The sequence below is a fragment of the Pseudomonas sp. NA-150 genome, assembly GCF_044336365.1.
GTDB lineage: Bacteria > Pseudomonadota > Gammaproteobacteria > Pseudomonadales > Pseudomonadaceae > Aquipseudomonas.
This window is the reverse complement of record NZ_CP172305.1, coordinates 6,237,193-6,255,864: the sequence shown is the minus strand read 5'-3', so window position 1 is coordinate 6,255,864 and position 18,672 is coordinate 6,237,193. Positions and strand designations below refer to the sequence as shown.

Annotated in this window: 13 protein-coding genes and 1 pseudogene; 4 read left to right on the top strand and 10 right to left on the bottom strand. The window is 59.7% G+C overall.

All coding sequences use genetic code 11. The annotated features are described in order from the left end of the window. Window positions 1-197 precede the first annotated feature (197 nt). The 3 genes from ACF0H7_RS29180 to ACF0H7_RS29170 are packed head-to-tail and all read left to right on the top strand — an operon-like array spanning window position 198 to window position 3,206. Window positions 198-2,327, top strand: coding sequence for a putative bifunctional diguanylate cyclase/phosphodiesterase (locus tag ACF0H7_RS29180; RefSeq protein ID WP_397450262.1), 2,130 nt, complete (start codon window positions 198-200; stop codon window positions 2,325-2,327). 55 nt (window positions 2,328-2,382) lie between these two features. Next, window positions 2,383-2,889: a M48 family metallopeptidase gene (locus ACF0H7_RS29175; RefSeq protein WP_397454056.1), complete on the top strand. Its 507-nt coding sequence runs from the start codon at window positions 2,383-2,385 to the stop codon at window positions 2,887-2,889. A gap of 20 nt (window positions 2,890-2,909) precedes the next feature. Then, window positions 2,910-3,206 carry a helix-turn-helix domain-containing protein gene (locus ACF0H7_RS29170; protein WP_397450261.1) on the top strand — a complete coding sequence of 99 codons (297 nt, stop codon included), beginning with the start codon at window positions 2,910-2,912 and terminating at the stop codon, window positions 3,204-3,206. Window positions 3,207-3,235: 29 nt separating this feature from the next. On the opposite strand, the gene ACF0H7_RS29165 is transcribed toward ACF0H7_RS29170, so the two are convergent. Further along, complete coding sequence (locus ACF0H7_RS29165) at window positions 3,236-3,694, bottom strand: GNAT family N-acetyltransferase (protein WP_397450260.1); 459 nt, start codon at window positions 3,692-3,694, stop codon at window positions 3,236-3,238. Between the two features lie 547 nt (window positions 3,695-4,241). Here ACF0H7_RS29165 and ACF0H7_RS29160 point away from each other — a divergent pair. Continuing rightward, window positions 4,242-4,979, top strand: coding sequence for a substrate-binding periplasmic protein (locus ACF0H7_RS29160; RefSeq protein ID WP_397450259.1), 738 nt, complete (start codon window positions 4,242-4,244; stop codon window positions 4,977-4,979). An 18-nt stretch (window positions 4,980-4,997) separates the two neighbouring features. Here the strand turns inward: ACF0H7_RS29160 and yccS are convergent, their stop codons facing one another. The 9 genes and pseudogenes from yccS to betB form a co-directional block, all read right to left on the bottom strand. Further along, window positions 4,998-7,181: a YccS family putative transporter gene (yccS, locus tag ACF0H7_RS29155; protein ID WP_397450258.1), complete on the bottom strand. Its 2,184-nt coding sequence runs from the start codon at window positions 7,179-7,181 to the stop codon at window positions 4,998-5,000. A gap of 150 nt (window positions 7,182-7,331) precedes the next feature. After that, entirely contained in the window at window positions 7,332-8,510 is a 1,179-nt protein-coding gene (locus tag ACF0H7_RS29150; protein WP_397450257.1) for an NAD(P)/FAD-dependent oxidoreductase, read from the bottom strand. A gap of 131 nt (window positions 8,511-8,641) precedes the next feature. Next, a complete protein-coding gene (gene dbpA, locus ACF0H7_RS29145; protein WP_397450256.1) occupies window positions 8,642-10,021 on the bottom strand; it encodes an ATP-dependent RNA helicase DbpA in 1,380 nt (459 codons plus the stop codon). Between the two features lie 54 nt (window positions 10,022-10,075). Then, entirely contained in the window at window positions 10,076-11,512 is a 1,437-nt protein-coding gene (gene mdtD, locus ACF0H7_RS29140; RefSeq protein WP_397450255.1) for a multidrug transporter subunit MdtD, read from the bottom strand. A gap of 7 nt (window positions 11,513-11,519) precedes the next feature. Next, window positions 11,520-12,853, bottom strand: a pseudogene (locus tag ACF0H7_RS29135) (TldD/PmbA family protein). Next, entirely contained in the window at window positions 12,853-14,295 is a 1,443-nt protein-coding gene (locus ACF0H7_RS29130) for a TldD/PmbA family protein (protein WP_397450254.1), read from the bottom strand. Before ACF0H7_RS29130 ends, ACF0H7_RS29135 begins: the two are co-directional and overlap by 1 nt. A gap of 137 nt (window positions 14,296-14,432) precedes the next feature. Next, a complete protein-coding gene (locus tag ACF0H7_RS29125) occupies window positions 14,433-15,128 on the bottom strand; it encodes an RraA family protein (RefSeq protein WP_397450253.1) in 696 nt (231 codons plus the stop codon). Between the two features lie 204 nt (window positions 15,129-15,332). Next, window positions 15,333-17,018: a choline dehydrogenase gene (gene betA, locus ACF0H7_RS29120; protein WP_397450252.1), complete on the bottom strand. Its 1,686-nt coding sequence runs from the start codon at window positions 17,016-17,018 to the stop codon at window positions 15,333-15,335. Window positions 17,019-17,186: 168 nt separating this feature from the next. Further along, on the bottom strand, window positions 17,187-18,659 hold the full coding sequence (betB, locus tag ACF0H7_RS29115; protein WP_397450251.1) for a betaine-aldehyde dehydrogenase: 1,473 nt from the start codon (window positions 18,657-18,659) through the stop codon (window positions 17,187-17,189). Window positions 18,660-18,672 lie beyond the last annotated feature (13 nt).

Below are 18,672 nucleotides of genomic sequence, written 5' to 3'. Positions count from 1 at the left end.
CAAGGTGTTGTTTTTTTTCTTAAAATTCACTGGGCATATCCTACTAAAGCAATATACCGTTAGTCGGCTTGATCGGTGTTTGGCCAGAGGATAAGGTCCGTTGGCTTCTGCTTTCGCTACGTCGGGTCTAGAGTAGCCGCTAGTGGATTTCTGACCCCGCCCAGACTTGGCGTAAGGACCATAGGAAGCGAAATAGCATGGAATGCGCGCAGCCCAAACCCTCCGAAGGAAACTCAGTTTTGCTGGTGGTCGACGACTATCCGGAGAACCTGGTGACCATGAGGGCGGTCTTGAAAAGGCAGGATTGGGATGTGGTAACGGCCGGTTCTGGCATAGAAGCATTGAACCTGTTGCTGGTAATGGACGTCGATCTGGTGCTTCTCGATGTGCAGATGCCCGGCATGGACGGTTTTGAAGTTGCCCGCTTGATGCGCGGCAGCAGCCGTACGCGATTGACCCCGATTATCTTCCTCACCGCCAATGAACAGTCCCAGGCTGCCGTGCATAAAGGCTACGCCAGTGGGGCGGTGGACTACCTGTTCAAACCTTTTGACCCACAGGTACTCAAGCCCAAGGTCCAGGCACTGTTGGAACATCAGCGCAATCGTCGCGCGTTGCAAACCCTCTCCCATGAACTGGAAGCTGCGCGCGCCTTCAATGCATCGGTGCTGTCGAACATTGCCGAAGGCATTCTGGTGGTCAACGAGTCCGGGCTGATCAACTTCGCCAACCCGGCAATCTGCCAATTACTCGGGACGACCGCTGAAGAGTTGAATGGCAGCGCATTGATTGATTACCTGTTCCGGCCAGAAGTGCTGCGGTGGAAGGAGTCCGATTTTTACCGCAGCTACCGCAATGCCGACACCTACCGAATGCACGATGCCATCCTGAAAACCCGCGACGGGCGTCAGGTGCCCGTGGCCTTGTCCTGCGCGACACTGCCGGCCGAGCAGCAGTCGATGGTGCTGAGTGTGCTGGACATGTCGGTGGTCAATGATTTGTGCATGCAGCTTGAGCAGCAAGCAGTGACTGACCCGCTGACGGGGCTGCTGAATCGGCGCGGTTTTTATCAATCGATGGAAAACACCCTCGCCCGGACTGACCGTGGCGATAAATCGCTGGTGGTCCTGTACCTGGACCTGGACGGCTTCAAACGCATTAATGACTCCTTTGGGCACGACGCTGGAGATCGCGTGCTGCTCTGGGTGTCTCAGCAATTGAAAGAGTGCTTGCGGCCTTATGACGTCCTGGCACGCATGGGCGGTGATGAATTTACTGCGGTCATCGATGGCCTGGATTACCCGGAACAGGCCGCGATCATTGCCGAGAAGCTGATTGAGAGAGTCTCGGTGCGCCAGCAGATCGACGGCCTGGACGTGGCGCTGGGCGCGAGTATCGGTATTGCCACTTACCCCGATTGCGGTGCCGATCTGGACGGTTTGTTGCGTGCGGCTGACATCGCCATGTACGAAGCCAAGCGCGCCGGGCGTCAGCAGTATCGCTTCTACGATCATGAAATGAATGGTCGCGCCCGCTCCCGGCTGATGCTGGAAGAGAGCGTGCGCGCCGCCATCGAAGACAATGATTTCTCGCTGGTCTATCAGCCTCAGGTGTACATCGACAGTGGCCGTGTGCGTGGCTTCGAGGCGTTGTTGCGCTGGCAGCATCCAAGTGTCGGTGATGTGCCGCCGGGGCTGTTTATCCCGTTGCTGGAGGAAACCCGGCTGATCAATCGCCTGGGCAGCTGGATCTTCGAGCAGGGCGCGGCGCAACGTCAGGCCTGGAATGCAGTGTTTCCGGCAGACCTGGTGCTGGGGGTGAGCGTCAGTACGGCGCAATTCAGCATGCCGAATCTGGCGTCGGAACTGCAGCGCGCAATCCATCAATATGGGCTGCAACCGCATCAACTCGAAGTCGAGGTCACGGAAAGCTCGCTGATGCAGAACCTCGCGCATTCACACAAACAACTGCATGCGTTACGCGAACTGGGCGTGCGCATCGCGCTGGATGATTTTGGTGTGGGTGAGTGCTCGTTGGCCCTGTTGCGTAATTTCGAACTGGATACCTTGAAGATCGATCGGCATTTTGTCGCGCTTCTGCTGGATTCACCCCGTGATGCCGCAATTGCACGCAGCGTCATCGACCTCTGCCGACAACTGGGCATGTTGGTGGTCGCCGAAGGTGTCGAGACCCTGGAGCACTACAACTGGTTGGCCGCAAACGGCTGCCATCTGATTCAGGGTTTTCTGGTCGCCCACCCGCTGACTGCCAGCGATGCCCATCTGTTTGCACAGCCGTTCGACTGGAGTGGGCTCAAGGCGATATGAATTCGGTACACTGGCGCCTTTCAAGCCTCCGTTGCCCGTTATGACTGTGTCGGTTCTGCCTCCGCTTAAATACCTGCAAGCCTATCCGCACGCGCTGCAAGAGCAGGTGCAGCAACTGATTGCGCAGGATCGGTTGGGCGCCTACCTGAGCCAGCGATACCCGCAGCGGCACGCCGTGCAAAGCGACAAGGCGCTGTACGCCTATGCGCTGGCACTCAAGCAGGAGTACCTGCGCAATGCACCGAGTATCGACAAAGTGCTGTTCGATAATCGCCTGGACCTTACGCATCGAGCGTTAGGCTTGCACACGGCGATTTCGCGCGTGCAGGGCGGCAAGCTCAAGGCCAAGAAGGAAATCCGCATCGCTTCGCTGTTCAAGGATGCGGCACCGGAGTTTTTGAAGATGATCGTTGTCCATGAACTGGCGCACTTCAAAGAGTCCGACCACAACAAAGCCTTTTACCAGCTGTGCGAGCACATGCAGCCCGGTTATCACCAGTTGGAATTCGACCTGCGTATCTACCTGACTTACCGTGATCTGCAGGACAAAGCCAACCCTTAAACATCGACAAGGATCCGACGATGGATGTCAGCAAAACCAAAAGCAGTTTTTATCGCCGCTTGTACGTGGCCTATCTGATTGACAGCGGCGTCGCCAGCAGCGTACCCGCGTTGATGGAGGCCACGGGTATGCCACGCCGTACTGCGCAGGACACCATCGCCGCGTTGGCCGATCTCGATATCCTCTGTGAGTTCGAGCAACTGGATGGTGCGCGCAACCATGCCGGCGGGTATCAAATCCGCGACTGGGGGGCGATCGACAAGGCCTGGATCGTCCGCCATTTGCCGCAGATCAAGGGTGTGTTGGGGTATCCGTAGGCGTATCTGATACTGCGCCCGTAGCAATCTCAATCCAGATCACGGCGCATGCCGATATGGGGGATGTTGTCCTCCAGGTATTCGTCGCCCACCGGCTTGAAGCCATAACGCGCGTAATACCCCTGCAAGTGCGCCTGGGCCGAGAGGTAGATCGGTTGATCGGGCCACTTCTGTTCAGCATGTTCCAGCGCTTGCACCATCAGAGAATGGCCCATGCCCCTGTTGCGCACGGAGGGGGCGGTCACGACCCGGCCGATGACCACGTCGCCACCTTGCTGGATCGGGTCCAGCAAGCGCAGATACGCCACCAGTTGGTCGTTTTCCCACGCCATGACATGGCAGGTATCACCCTCGAGATCCTGACCATCGACGTCCAGATACCAGCATTTCTGCTCGACCACGAACACTTCGGCGCGCAGGCGCAAAATGGCGTATAGCTGTTCTTTGCTGAGATCGGTGTGGTGTTTGCAGACCCAAGTGATAGACATAAGGCAGACCTGAAGGAAAAAAATTGAGGCTTAAGCCGCGTCTGGCAGTTGAAACTGTAGCGGTTTATTGATTAGACGGGAATGTCGTAATACACCAGCGCTACAGCGCACAACAAAGCGGCAAGCAAGGTAACGGTCATCAGGCACAGGAAGGCAAAGTGTTTCATCAGGTACGGCTTTATGGCTGGCGGGGAAGCCCGTTATTAATTCGGGAAATGGTCCGAGGGTCGACCTGAAAAGTTTGTAGGAAATGCCTGATGGCTTTGGCTGATTCGCCGCTGTCGCATTAGTGATTTTCATGCAAGCATTGAAATGTCGGTTTTCTTGAACTACCGCTCATATCCACACACTGATAGGCGTTGTGTCGGGCACTGATTAAGTCTTCAATAAAGGCTACTGGCCACTATCGTGATTGGTGATATTGTCTGCCTTGTGTAATCTGTTTCACACCTACGGACGCCGGGTTTTTATGAACGAGTGTTAATCCGGACCGCGGGCTGACGCGGTCCTCACTGGCGGGCATGAGGCCCGTCTCAGGATCTTGAGCATGTCACGACTGCTTCGAGCCATGGGGCTGCTGGGATTGCTGCTAATGGCGCAGGCCTCGGCAGCCGAGAAGTTGCGTTTGGTGGCTGATGCATGGCCTCCGTTCACCGATATCAACCTGGCCAATGGCGGTCTGGCCACGGATATCGTCAGAACAGCATTGAAGCGGGCTGGTTACGCCACGGAGTTTGAACAAGTACCTTGGGCGCGCGCGATACTGGGCGTGGGCGAGGGGCGTTATGACGTATTGGTCAACGCCTGGTTTACCCATGACCGCACGCTGATCGGTGAGTTCTCCAACGAATACCTGCTCAACCGTGTGCGCTTCCTCAAGCGCAAGGACAACCCGATCACCTTCAATAGCCTGAAAGACTTGCACCCTTATCCAATTGCGGTGGTGCGTGGTTATGCCTATTCGAATGCATTCGACAGCGATGGGGAATTGCAGAAAGTGCCGGTGCACAGCTTTTCCATGGCGGTACGCATGCTGGCTGCGGGCAGGGTGTCGTTGACGGCAGAGGATGAATACGTCGCGCGCTACAACTTGAGCCTCGAAGCCCAGAGCGTGCGCGATAGCGTTGAATTCATGCCCAAGTCCCTGAGCGAAAACGCGCTGCACATTCTGGTCAGTCTGAAGAACCCTAATCATGAGCAGATCGTCGCCAGCTTCGACCGCGAAATCGCGGCGATGAAAGCCGATGGCAGTTACGACCGGCTGTTCCATCAGCACGGTCTGTAAGGCTCAGGCGTCAAGGCCTCAGGCAGCGTCTGGCTCCTTGATCAGATGCGCCGCCAGGGTCCGCAACGGGCCCAACTGACGACCAATCAACGCCAACTGGGTTTGCACCAGACGCTGACTCTCATCGATTTCATCGGGGATTTGTTCCAGGTCGTTGGCCAGCGCTTCTTCGCTGTCACTCTGGATCGCCACCGGCTTTTTGTTGGCCAGGCTTTGGGCGATTTCGTCGATGCTGCTGGCCAGAGCCTCCCCCGCACCGTTGATCAGTTGCTCGCGGGCCTCCAGCGGCAACTGGGCTTCGCGGTGGGCACCCAGCCCTGACAGATAACTGAGCAAGGTGTGCGACAGCACCAGGAAGCGGAAGCCGACGTCGGCCTCTTTGCGGAAGTGCCCCGGCTCCATCAGCATATTGGCCAGCGTGGTCGACAACGCGGCATCGGCGTTGTGCGCATTGCGCCGGGCGAGGCGGTAGGCGAGGTCGTCGTTCTTGCCGTGGGCGTACTGCTGCATGATCTGGCGCAGGTAAATGCTGTTGCAGGTCAGGGTATTGGCCAGCACTTTATTCAGCCGCCGACCTTGCCAGTCCGGCAGGAACAGGAACACCGCGAGGCCGGCGATCAGGCTGCCCAGCAGGGTATCGAACAGCCTTGGCAGGAACAGCCCGTAACTGTCGCCGACCTGATTGAAGCAGAACAGAATCATCAGCGTCATCGCTGCCGTGGCCAGGGTATAGCGCGTGGTTCGGTTGACGAAGAACACCATGCCCGCAACGATCGCGAACATCGATTGAATCACCGGGCTCGGAAACAGATCGAATAACGCCCAACCCGCCGTCAAACCAATCGCCGTGCCACTGATCCGCTGCACCAACTTGCGCCGGGTTGCGCCGTAGTTGGGCTGGCAGACGAACAGCGTGGTGAGGATGATCCAGTAGCCCTGGGACGGGTGCACCACATGCACCATTCCGTAACCAATGCTCAACGCCAGCGGCAAGCGCAGCGCGTGGCGGAACAGCAGCGAGGTCGGGGTCAGTTGCAGGCGCAGGCGATTCCAGGCGTCCTTGAGGCTGCGCGGCGAGCGGTCCAGCAGACTGCTGTCGGTGGCGTCGGCCAGGCTGTCGGGGTTGCTCGCGCTTTTCAGCAGGCGGTCGAGGGTTTCGAGGTTGTTCGCCAGGGCGCGCAGCGAGCGCAAGAGTCCGCGCCACGCCGGGTTGCTCTGGATGCGCAAATGCTCCAGCGACGCGCGAAGGTCATCCAGCGCATGGGCGAAGCTGTCGTCGTAGATAAAGGTCTGGCGCAGCTGAATGGTTTTCGACAGCCGGCGACAGGCCACGCCTTGCTGGCGCAGCAGGCGCAGGCAGCGGAACAACACATCGCTGTGGAAGAAGGCTTCGGCCAGCGCGTTGTAGGGGTAGTGCGACGAACTGGCGCGCTCGTGGATGTCCTGGGCGAGGAAATACAGCTTCAAGTAGCGGTTGATCTTCGGCCCGGGCCGGCTATCGCCAACGCGGTTCAGGATGATTTCTTTGGTGCTGTTCAGCGCGGCAACCACACGGCCATTTTGTTGCGCCAATTCCAGGCGCCGGGCTTCGATGTCCAGCTGGCGGATCGGCTCGAACAGCGTCGCCTTGAGCTCCAGATAACGTCCCAGTTCGCTGAACAGTTTGGCCAGACTCTGTTGCACCGGCTGATTGGAAAACAGCATCTGCCACAGCACCGACAACAAGCCATACCACGCCGCGCCGGCCACCAGCAGCATCGGTTCGTGCCAGAAATCGCTCACTTCGCCGCCGCGCTGATCCACACCAATCATGGTGTAAACCGACAGAATCAAGGTCGCTGAGGCGATGGTCGCGTAACGGCCGCCGAGCGCGCCGAGCATGGTCAGGCAAAAGGCAGCGAGGGCCAGGGCGAACACAAATATTACGGGGTAGGGGAACAGCAGCTCGACCGACAGTGAGGCGGCACTGAAGCACACCAGGGTTACGGCCAGTGCATTCAGGCGGCCTTGCCAACTGTCATCGGTTTCGGCCAGGGCACTGGCGATAACCCCGAGGAACACCGGGATCAGCAGGGCCATTTCATTCTGGTACCAACACAGCGCCATAACGCCGGTCAGGGCAATGAACACCCGCACGCTGTAACTGAACTTATCCAGCGCCCACAGGCGACGGAGCGTTTGACGAAAGGAAGTCGATGACATAGGTGAGCTAACGGCCTTGTTCGCTGAGTCTTAAAACGTGCAGCTTCATTAAGCTAAGTATGTACAGTCCTAAGCGTGGGCTGTACATGAGGATTAGCAAAATTTGTTCCTTGATCGATCTTTATTGCTTATAGCGCCTGCGACTTAGCGTCACACGTACTGCGCGGCGGCGTAGGCAGAGGCCCAGGCCCATTGGAAATTGAAGCCGCCCAGGTGGCCGCTAACGTCCAGTACCTCACCGATGAAGTACAAGCCAGGCGACTTCAGCGACTCCATGGTTTTGGACGACACTTCTCGAGTGTCGATGCCGCCAAGGGTGACTTCGGCGGTGCGATAGCCCTCGGTGCCGGCCGGAACCACGTTCCAGCACGCCAGTTTTTCGGCGATATCTGTGAGTTCTCCGGGGGTGTATTGCTTCATCGGCTTGGAAACGAACCAGTGTTCGGCGATCAGGTTGGCCATCTTCTTGGTGAAGATTTCACCCAGCAGTGTTTTCAGCTCGCTGTTCGGCCGCTCGGCTTGTTGCTCCAGCAGCCAGCTGGGTACGTCGTGATCCGGCATCAGGTTGATTTCGACCGTTTCGCCCGGCTGCCAGAACGAAGAAATCTGCAGAATCGCCGGACCGCTCAGGCCGCGGTGCGTGAACAAAATGTTCTCGCGGAAACTGCTGTCGTTGCAGCTCACCAGGCAATCCACCGACGTCCCGGACAGCTCGGTGCACAGGGCTTTGAGTTGGTCGGTGATGGTGAATGGCACCAGCCCGGCGCGGGTCGGCAGCAGGCTGTGGCCGAACTGCTTGCCCACTTGATAACCGAAGCCGGTAGCGCCCAGGGTCGGGATCGACAGGCCGCCGGTGGCGATCACCAGTGACTGGCAATCCAGCAGGCCCAAGGTAGTCCCAAGGCTGTAGCCGTTGTCAGTTTTTTCGATGTTCTGCACCGAGGTGTCCAGGTGCAACTTGACCCCGGCTTGTTGGCATTCGGTGAGCAGCATTTCCAGGATGTCGCTGGATTTGTTATCGCAGAACAACTGGCCGAGTTTCTTCTCGTGGTACGGCACGCCGTGCTTGGCCACCAGTTCGATGAAATCCCACTGGGTGTAACGTGCCAGCGCGGATTTGCAGAAGTGCGGGTTGTGCGAGAGGAAATTGCCCGGTTCGCTGTACATATTGGTGAAATTGCAGCGACCACCACCGGACATGAGGATTTTTTTGCCGGCCTTGTTCGCGTGATCGATCAGCATCACCTTGCGCCCGCGATTGGCGGCAGTGAGGGCGCACATCAAACCTGCGGCGCCAGCGCCGATGATCACAACGTCAGTAACGGGCAAAACAGAATCCTCAGGGTGGGTTGTCGACGTACCTGTAGGAGCTGCCGAAGGCTGCGAACCGACGGCAGGAAGGCCGTTCCGGCCTTATCGCAGCCTTCGGCAGCTCCTACAGGAAATGCGCACGCGTTAGATCAAAGAATCCGAACGCGCAGCGAGCGGCCTTTGATCTTGCCACTGTTAAGACGCTCCAGCGCCTGCTTGGCTACGCCACGTTCGACGGCCACATAAGCCTGGAAGTCGAAGATCGCGATTTTGCCGACCTGTGCGCCAGGAATCCCGGCATCACCGGTCAGGGCGCCAAGGATGTCGCCTGGGCGAACCTTGTCTTTGCGGCCAGCGCCGATCACCAGGGTGCTCATGGTCGGCAGCAATTGCGAACCGCCCTGGTTCTTCAGCTCGTCCAGTTGTTCCCACTTCAGCGGGCCTTTCTGCACGGTTTCGATGGCCCGTGCACGGTGTGCCTCGGACGGCGCGACCAGGCTGATGGCCAGGCCCTTCTCGCCGGCACGACCGGTACGGCCGACGCGGTGAATGTGCATCTCCGAGTCACGTGCCAGTTCGACGTTCAACACCATGTCCAGCGCATCAATGTCGAGACCGCGAGCGGCGACGTCGGTGGCGACCAGTACCGAAGTACTGCGGTTGGCGAACATCGCCAGCACCTGGTCACGATCACGCTGTTCCAGATCGCCATGCAGGCCGACCGCGGAGATGCCTTTCGAAGTCAGGTGATCGACCACTTCCTGGCACTGCTGCTTGGTGAAGCAGAACGCGACGCAAGACTGTGGACGGAAATGGCCGAGAACTTTGACCACCGCGCTGAGGCGGTCTTCCGGGGTGATTTCGTAGAAGTGCTGCTCGATCTGGCTGTCCGCGTGCAGGGCTTCGACCTTGACGGTCTGCGGGTCGCGCATGAACTTCGACGACAGCTGCTTGATGCCGACCGGGTAAGTGGCCGAGAACAGCAGCGTCTGACGGCGGGTCGGGGTCTGGCTGATGATGTCTTCGATCGAATCGTAGAAGCCCATGTCGAGCATACGATCGGCTTCGTCGAGGATCAGCGTGTTCAGGCCATCGAGGACCAGCGAGCCCTTGCGCAGGTGCTGCTGAATGCGTCCCGGAGTACCGACGATGATGTGCGCGCCGTGTTCCAGCGAGCCGATCTGCGGGCCGAACGCCACGCCGCCGCACAGGGTCAGGACCTTGATGTTGTCTTCCGAACGCGCCAGACGACGGATTTCCTTGGCCACCTGATCCGCCAGTTCGCGGGTCGGGCACAGCACGAGTGCCTGGCAACCGAAGAAGCGTGGGTTGATCGGATTCAGCAGGCCGATACCGAACGCAGCAGTCTTGCCGCTACCGGTTTTGGCCTGGGCAATCAGGTCCATGCCCTTGAGAATCACCGGCAGGCTCTGCGACTGAATCGGCGTCATCTCGGCGTAACCAAGCGACTCCAGGTTAGCCAACATGGGGGCGGAAAGAGGCAATGAGTTAAAAGCGGTGCTAGTCACGGGACGGGCCTGCAAAACAAAATGTCGCGCAGTGTATCAGGTCGTGAGCCCCAATTAGGGCTCGATCTTGGGTTCCGGACGAGGGACAGGGCCGCTGATCTCTTCTTTCGGTGGCAGTTGCAGGAAAATTCCCGCAGCCACCATCGACAATACGCCGACGCTGAGGAAGGTGAGCTGGAAGGCTTCAAGCACGTTGCTGACGCCGCCGGTGGCCACTTCATCGGTAAAACCGCCGAGCATCGCCGCCGCGCAGGCAACGCCTAGGCTCAGGGATAATTGCGCGACTACCGACAGCAAACTGTTGCCGCTGGCAGCACTGGCGTCGTCGAGGTCGATCAGGGTCACGGTGTTCATCGCGGTGAACTGCAGCGAGTTCACTGCGCCCAGCAACGCCAGTACCGACAGCAACAGCCAGTACGGCGTATGGGCATCGACCAGCGCCAGACTGGCCAGCAATGCCCCAAGCAGCAGGGTGTTGCCGGTTAAAATAATCCGGTAGCCAAAACGCTCAATCAGCCAGCGGGCCACGGACTTGGCGAACATCGCCGCAATGGCCAGCGGGATCATGCTCATCCCGGCCTGTGATGGCGAATAACCCAGGGCGATTTGCAGCAACAACGGCACGAGAAATGGCAGGGCGCCGCTGCCCAGCCGTGAGAACAGATTGCCGAGAATGCCCACGGCAAAGGTGCGGGTGCGGAACAGCGGCGGCGGGAACAGCGGATTATCGATATGGCTGGCACGCAACCAGTGGGCAGCGAGACAGCCCATCCCGGCGAACAGCAACAAAATCACCCGCAAGTGCGGCAAGTGCAATTCGCCCAAGCCTTCGAGGGCAATGGTGATCAGCACCATGGCCGCGCCAAATAGAATGAAGCCGACGCCGTCGAAGCGCGTACGACCGCCGCCTTGCAAGTCTGGAATGAAACGCTTGATCGCTACGCAGCCAGCCAGGCCCACAGGGATGTTGATCAGAAAGATCCAGTGCCAGCTCAGGTATTCAACGATCCAGCCACCCAGGGTCGGCCCCAGCAGCGGGCCGAGCAGACCGGGCAAGGTGATGAAACTCATGATCCGCACCAGCTCCGAGCGCGGATACGCCCGCAGCACGATCAAACGCCCGACCGGCATCATCAGCGCGCCGCCCAGACCTTGAATGACCCGAGCGATCACCAACACCGTCAGCGAACCGGACAGCGCACACAGCAACGAGCCGAGACTGAACAACAAGGTTGCGCCGAAGAAAATTCGCTTGATGCCAAAACGGTCCGAGATCCAGCCCGACGCAGGTATCAGCAGAGCGATGGTCAGCATGTAGGCGATGATCACCGACTGCATGCGCAACGGGTCTTCCGACAGTGAGCGGGCCATGCTCGGCAGGGCGGTGTTGAGGATCGTGCCATCGAGGCTTTGCATGAAAAACGCGATGGCCACCACCCACGGCAGCCAGCGCAGGGTTTGTGCATCCAGAGTCGGTGTGCTGGTCGGCATAGTGTCCTTAAAGCGTGAGGGTCAATCGACTGATCAAGGCGCCTGGCAGCAGGCTTGAAGCGGTCTGTCGTTGACTATAGGTGCTCGCCGAGAGAATCAGTTCCCGTTCCTGGGTCAATGCTTCGAGAGCACCGCCCAACAAGCTGTAGGCGCTGTCGTCGAAGCGCATGGTATTGACCGGTGCCTGAATCTCGCCGTTCTCCACCCAGAAAGTGGCGAAACGGGTCATGCCGGTTAGCCGCGCGGCGGATTGATCGGAGAAATTCAGGTACCAAAGATTACTGATGTACAGCCCGGTGCCGAGTTGCTTGAGGATGTCTTTTAGCGCCAGCGAACCGCCGGCCATGCTCAAAGCGCTGGGCGCTTCACCCCAACCGGCGCCATTCGCCGCGAGGCCGTACTCGGCCGCGCTGCGTGAGCCGACCAGTTGCTCGCGGGCGAGGCCGGCGTTGATCAGCGACAGATCTTTGCGTGGATAACCTTCGGGAGAAAACCCCGGCGACAGCGAGTCGGTGACCTGTTCGTCCAGATTCAGTAGCGGGCTGAATTGCGCGTCGCCACCGTATAACCGTTGCAGCGGACTGCTTTTGCTGGCCAATGCTTCGGCGGAGAACCCGCCCCAGCACAACATGCCGATGATTTCATCTATCGCCGCTGGAGCCAGGTAGGCGCGGTATTGTCCGGGGGCAGGGTTTGCAGCGGGCGGCCGAGAAATTCCAGTTGTTCGCGAGATTGCTGGAAGCGTTGGCTGAGGGCATCGTCGTTCCAATGGTCACCGGCGTAGCTGGCTTTCACCGCCTGACCGTTTTCGTGGAACAGGCTCCAGTCAAAATTGAAACTGTTGGCCTGATGCCAACCCAAGGCTCCCCAGGAACTGGCGAAGCCACGATACAGCGGGCCAGCGGCATAGAAGCCCACCAGATCCAGGCCTTCAGCCAATTGGCTGATGTGTTCCAGCACGCGGGCAGTGTCGGGCAGTGGGGTATTTTGAATATTGCTGAGCTGCCAACTGTCGGTGTTGGGCAGCAGGTACGGGTCTTTGGGCAGCAATACCAGGGTTTCGCGCAATTGTTGCAGGGCTGCGGCCAGCCGCGCTTGGTCCACTTCGACGTCGCCGGACAGCGTCAGGTGCAGGTCGGCATGGCGGCCGTCGTCGATCAGTTTGAAGTTCAGGGCAGCCTGTTGCACCTGTCCGGCCTGCCGCACTTTGGCGTGATTGAAGCGAATGAATTCCGAGGTTTCGGCGTTGTAGCCGAGGGTGAAGGCTTCCTGGTCTTTGATCGCATCGCGCAACCAGGCGACCAGGGTCTCGAACTGCAGCTGCTGGGCAAGATGTTCCATCAAGCGTCCCCTCCGAAAACATCAACCTGCGAGAACACGCAAGCGGGCGAAGCATGGCCGACGCGGACCACCTGATTCGGCTCGCCTTTGCCGCAGTTGGGCGTGCCCAGTACCTCGAAGGTACTGGCATCGCCGACCGCGCGGAGGTTGCGCCAAAAATTCGCGGAAATCGCCCGGTAGTTCGGGTTCTTCACCACACCTTTTAGTTCGCCGTTTTCGATCAACTGGCCCCATTCACAGCCGAACTGAAACTTGTTGCGCGCGTCGTCGATGGACCACGAGCGGTTGGTCGACATCAGAATCCCGTGTTCGATGTTACCGATCAGTTGCTCCAGCGGCTGGTCGCCAGGCTCGATATTGAGGTTGGCCATGCGATCAATCGGTGGGCGATTCCAGCTACAGGCGCGGCTGTTGGCAACGCCATCCATGCCCGAGCGGTATTGCGACAAGGCACCGCCCAACGGCCGAATCAACAGGCCGTCGCGGATCAGAAATTGTTTGCTCGCGGGGGTGCCGTCATCGTCGTAGCCGTAGCTCGCCAGTTGCTCGGGGATCTCAGGGTCGAAGGTCACGTTGAGCAGTGTCGAGCCGTATTGCAGGCTGCCGAAGTCGCTGGTTTTGACGAAGCTGGTGCCTGCGTAATTACGCTCGTCACCGAGGATCCGGTCCAGTTCCAGCGGGTGGCCGATGGACTCGTGGATTTGCAGAATCATCTGATCCGGCGTGAGCAACAAGTCCCGTGGGCCGGACGGTGTGTTCGGCGCCATGATCAGCTGTAACGCTTGATCCGCGACTTTGGGTGCGGCGCCGATCAGCCCGCAGTTGCTGATGACTTCGGCACCGCCTTGCTGGCCAAAGTTGTCGCGACCGAGGCTGCGGGTTTGGCTATCGCCGCCGTGGTAAGCCGTGACGCTCATGCCCGGATAGACATAACGCTGCGCCTGACGAATCTCGGCGCCGGCGCTGTTCAGGTAGATCTGTTCGACATTATCCAGACCGAGGCTGACTTGCCAACTGACCAGACGGTCGTCGGTCGGCACGGCTGCAGATTCGCTGCTGAGTAATTGATAGCAATCGCTCAGGGACGGAAAGGCGCTGGAGAGATTGGGTGACAGGTAGTCGGCACGGTGGCTGGACACTGGTTGATCGCGCAGGTCCAGCAACGCATGTGGCGCCAGTCGGCGGGCGTGTTGCTCGGCTTGATCGAGTGCTGCCTGAAGTCCACGTAGCGAGAGATCGCTGGTCGCCGCGTAGGCTTCCACGCCATTGATGCGCACGGTCAACATCGCGCCTTCATCACTGCTCAGGTGCGGCGGCTCGGCGACGTTCTTACGCACCGAAAGGTGTTGGCTGGTTTGCCGGACGTAACGCAGGGAAAAGAATTCGGCAGGGCTGCGCAAAGCGGCAAACCGCTGCTTGAGCTGAGCGGAGAAATCGAACATGCGCTGAAGCTCCTAGGGTGTGAGGCAGACCTCAAATCTGTAGGAGCGAACTTGTTCGCGAGGGGGCAAATGCGGTGTGTCAGGTAAGGCCGCCTCGCGAACAAGTTCGCACCTACAGAGGATTGCGATTGTCCTTTTTAAACCGGGCAACCCTTGCTGCGCAGGATCGCGTCAAAACGATCCGGGTCCAGGGTGCCGGCTTCGATCGCCGCCAGCGTGGCTTTTTCGCGGGCCAGCAGGTCGTTGCAACGCACCAGCAGTTCAGGCAGCTCAGCGCGGGCTGCGGCAACTACGCCGTCACCGTCACCGATCATTAAGTCGCCGGGCATCACCAGCATGCCCGCGCAGGAGATCGGTACGTTGATTTCGCCGCCACCGTCGGTGCTCGGGCCGCGGTGTACGCCGCCGATGGCGTAGGCTGGCAGTTCGCCGGTCTGCCATTCGTCGAGGTCACGCAGGGCGCCGTTGATCACCACGCCGACGATCCCGGCCTTGAGCGCCATGGCGCGCATGATGCCGCCGAACACGGCGCGGGTCAGGTCGGCGCTGCCGTCGATCACCAGCACATCACCCGGACGGGCCATTTGCATGGCTTTGAGAATCATCAGGTTGTCGCCAGGGCGAACGCGCACGGTCAGCGCGCTGCCGAGCATCGGGGCATTGCCGTGGAACGATTTGAGACCCAGGCCGCCAACGTTGCGACCCAGGCAGTCACTCACTGCGGCCGCCGGAATCTTGCTGAAGGCTTGCAGCCATTTTGGATCGAGGGGTTCGCAGTTGGGATTGATCAGATAGCCAGTGGGCCAGGTGCTCGAAGACACTACATCAAACATTAGAAAGCCTCGTCGCCAGCCAGTGCCGGCTTGTCGATTTTTCGGAAATTGATCGTTTGCGTCCCGCTAGATTAGGCCTGCGCAAAGGCCGGATCAAGCTCGACTATGGGCGCATGGGCTTCGGGATTGTAGGAGCGGGCTTGCCCGCGATCGCGGTGTCTCAGGGAAATCGTGATCGCGGGCAAGCCCGCTCCTACAGAGGAATCACAGCCGCATCGGGGTGCCACGCGCAGGCCTGTCACCCGCAACGAAGTAATCGGCGGTACTGCGCGGCAGTGGTTGGCGGCCACGGATCTTGTCGGCGATTTTCTCGGCGATCATGATCGTCGGCGCATTGAGGTTGCCGGTGGTGATCAGCGGCATGATCGACGCATCGACCACTCGCAAACCCTGCATCCCGTGCACACGCCCCTCGCCATCGACCACAGCCATCGCGTCGGTGCCCATCTTGCACGAGCAGGAGGGGTGGAACGCGGTCTCTGCGTGTTCGCGAACGAACTGGTCCAGTTGTTCGTCAGTCTGCACTTCAATGCCTGGGCTGATCTCGCGACCACGGTACGGGTCCAGCGCCGGCTGTTGCATGATTTCCCGGGTCAGGCGGATGCCGTCGCGGAACTCCTGCCAGTCCTGCTCGGTGGCCATGTAGTTGAAGAGGATGCTCGGGTAATCCCGTGGATTCTTCGATTTCACCTGCACTCGGCCACGGCTCGGCGAGCGCATCGAGCCGACGTGAGCCTGAAAACCATGCTCTTTCACACCATTGCTGCCGTTGTAGTTAATCGCCACGGGCAGGAAGTGGTACTGGATGTTCGGCCACTCAAACTCTTCGCGAGTACGAATGAAACCACCGGCTTCGAACTGGTTGCTCGCGCCGATGCCTTTGCCGAGGAACATCCATTTCGCGCCAATGGTCGGCTGGTTCCACCACAGCAACGAGGGGTACAGCGACACCGGTTGGGTGCAGGCGTATTGCAGGTACATCTCCAGGTGATCCTGAAGATTCTGGCCGACGCCTGGCAGGTCGTGAACCACCGGGATATCCAGGCTTTTCAGCAAGGCGGCGGGGCCGACGCCGGAGCGTTGCAACACCTGTGGTGAGGCAATCGCGCCGCTGCACAACAGCACTTCCTTGCGTGCCTTGGCTTCGATTCGCGTATCGCTGTCGCCGACCAGATAGGCCACGCCGACTGCGCGCTTTCCGTCGAACAAAATCCGGTCGGTGAGGGCGTGGGTGACGATAGTCAGGGTCGAGCGCTGTTTGGCTTGATCGAGATAGCCGCGTGCGGTGCTGGCGCGACGACCTTCCGGGGTCACGGTGCGGTCCATCGGACCGAAGCCTTCCTGCTGATAGCCGTTGAGGTCGTCGGTGCGTGGATAACCGGCCTGCACGCCGGCTTCGACCATGGCGTGGAACAGCGGATTATTGCCGGCTTTCGGCGTAGTCACACTGACCGGGCCTTCGCCGCCGTGGTAGTCATTGGCGCCGATGTCGCGGGTTTCCGCCTTGCGGAAATACGGCAGGCAGTCGAGGTAGGTCCAGTCTTCGAGGCCGGGATTTTTTGCCCAGCCGTCGTAGTCCATGGCGTTGCCACGGATGTAGCACATGCCGTTAATCAGCGACGAGCCGCCCAGGCCCTTGCCGCGCCCGCACTCCATGCGCCGGTTGTTCATGTGCGGCTCCGGGTCGGTTTCGTAGGCCCAGTTGTAGCGACGGCCTTGCAGCGGAAACGCCAGCGCGGCCGGCATTTGCGTGCGGAAATCCAAACGATAATCCGGGCCGCCGGCTTCCAGCAGCAGGACAGTGACGCCAGCGTCTTCAGTCAGACGGGCCGCCAGGGTGTTACCGGCCGAGCCGGCACCGATGATGATGTAGTCGAATTCTTGGGACATTGAAAATGCACCCTCTTGATGATGAAGGAAGAGAAGGGTGTACGCGATCCCGTAGGAGCTGCCGAAGGCTGCGATCGACCGAGGATCGGTCGCAGGATTTTGGATCGTATGAAGGTCGTCCCGACCTTATCGCAGCCTGCGGCAGCTCCTACAGGGTTCGGCGTCTGGTCAAAACACCGACACGTAATCGCCCAGTTCAACCTGTACTGACTTGATCCTCGTGTACTGCGCCAACGAGCTGATCCCGTTCTCCCGGCCCACGCCCGATTGCTTGTAGCCACCGACCGGCATTTCCGCTGCCGACTCGCCCCAGGCGTTGATCCAGCAGATGCCGGCTTCAAGCTGGTGAATCACGCGGTGGGCGCGGTTGAGGTCTTTGGTGACGACGCCGGCGGCCAGGCCGAACTCGGTGTCATTGGCGCGGCGGATCACTTCTTCTTCGCTGTCGTAGCTGAGGATGCTCATCACCGGGCCGAAGATTTCTTCGCGCACGATGGTCATGTCGTCGGTGCAATCAGTGAACACCGTGGGTGCAACGAACGCGCCCTTGGCGAACTCACCTTCGGTCAGGCGTTCGCCGCCGCACAGCAAACGTGCGCCTTCTTCCTTGCCCTTGGCGATGTAGCCCAGCACGCTTTCCATGTGGGCAAAGCTGACCAGCGGGCCGAAATTGGTGTTGTCGTCTTCCGGGTTGCCGACGCGGATGCGCTTCACACGCTCGACGATCTTGGCCTCAAACGCTGCCTTCAGCGAACTTGGTACGAACACCCGAGTACCGTTGGTGCAGACCTGACCCGAGCTGTAAAAGTTGGCCATCATCGCGGTGTCGGCAGCGCGGTCGAGATCGGCGTCGTCGAAAATGATCAGTGGTGACTTGCCGCCCAATTCCATGGTCACTTCCTTCAGCGACGAACTCGACGCGCTGGCCATGACCTTCTTGCCGGTGTCGGTGCCGCCTGTGAAGGAGATTTTCTCGATGCGCGGGTGCTCGGTCAGCCAGGTGCCGACTTCACGACCGCTGCCGGTCAGGACGTTGAACACGCCGTCCGGCACGCCCGCGGCGGTGTAGATCTCTGCCAGTTTCAGGGTGGTCAGCGAGGTGACTTCACTCGGCTTGAAGATCATCGCGTTGCCGGCAGCCAGCGCCGGTGCGGATTTCCACAGGGCGATCTGAATCGGGTAGTTCCAGGCGCCGATACCCACCACCACGCCCAGCGGTTCGCGACGGGTGTAGACGAACGAGGTACTGCGCAGCGGGATCTGCTCGCCTTCGATGGCAGGCACCAGGCCAGCGTAGTATTCCAGCACGTCAGCGCCGGTGACGATGTCGACGTAACGGGTTTCGGAAATCGCTTTGCCGGTGTCGAGGGTCTCCAGCGCGGCCAGTTCATCGTTGCGCTCGCGAAGGATTTCCACGGCGCGGCGCAAGATGCGCGAACGCTGCATGGCAGTCATCGCGGCCCAGATTTTCTGGCCTTTCTCGGCGCTGACCACCGCGCGTTCGATGTCGTCTTTGCCAGCACGCTGCAGGGTCGCAAGGACTTCGCCGTTGGCCGGGTTGATCGCGTCGAAAGTCGCGTCGCTGCTGGAGTCGACGTAACCGCCATCAATGTAGAGTTTTTGCAGTTCGAAACGGGCCATGTTGTCCTCGCAA

What these genes read in the sequence shown, in the direction of transcription:
- ACF0H7_RS29180 (WP_397450262.1), top strand. Translation starts at nt 198, where the DNA reads ATGGAATGCGCGCAGCCCAAACCCTCCGAAGGAAACTCAGTTTTGCTG.
- ACF0H7_RS29170 (WP_397450261.1), top strand. Translation starts at nt 2,910, where the DNA reads ATGGATGTCAGCAAAACCAAAAGCAGTTTTTATCGCCGCTTGTACGTG.
- ACF0H7_RS29165 (WP_397450260.1), bottom strand. Translation starts at nt 3,694, where the DNA reads ATGTCTATCACTTGGGTCTGCAAACACCACACCGATCTCAGCAAAGAA.
- ACF0H7_RS29160 (WP_397450259.1), top strand. Translation starts at nt 4,242, where the DNA reads ATGTCACGACTGCTTCGAGCCATGGGGCTGCTGGGATTGCTGCTAATG.
- yccS (WP_397450258.1), bottom strand. Translation starts at nt 7,181, where the DNA reads ATGTCATCGACTTCCTTTCGTCAAACGCTCCGTCGCCTGTGGGCGCTG.
- mdtD (WP_397450255.1), bottom strand. Translation starts at nt 11,512, where the DNA reads ATGCCGACCAGCACACCGACTCTGGATGCACAAACCCTGCGCTGGCTG.
- ACF0H7_RS29130 (WP_397450254.1), bottom strand. Translation starts at nt 14,295, where the DNA reads ATGTTCGATTTCTCCGCTCAGCTCAAGCAGCGGTTTGCCGCTTTGCGC.
- ACF0H7_RS29125 (WP_397450253.1), bottom strand. Translation starts at nt 15,128, where the DNA reads ATGTTTGATGTAGTGTCTTCGAGCACCTGGCCCACTGGCTATCTGATC.
- betA (WP_397450252.1), bottom strand. Translation starts at nt 17,018, where the DNA reads ATGTCCCAAGAATTCGACTACATCATCATCGGTGCCGGCTCGGCCGGT.
- betB (WP_397450251.1), bottom strand. Translation starts at nt 18,659, where the DNA reads ATGGCCCGTTTCGAACTGCAAAAACTCTACATTGATGGCGGTTACGTC.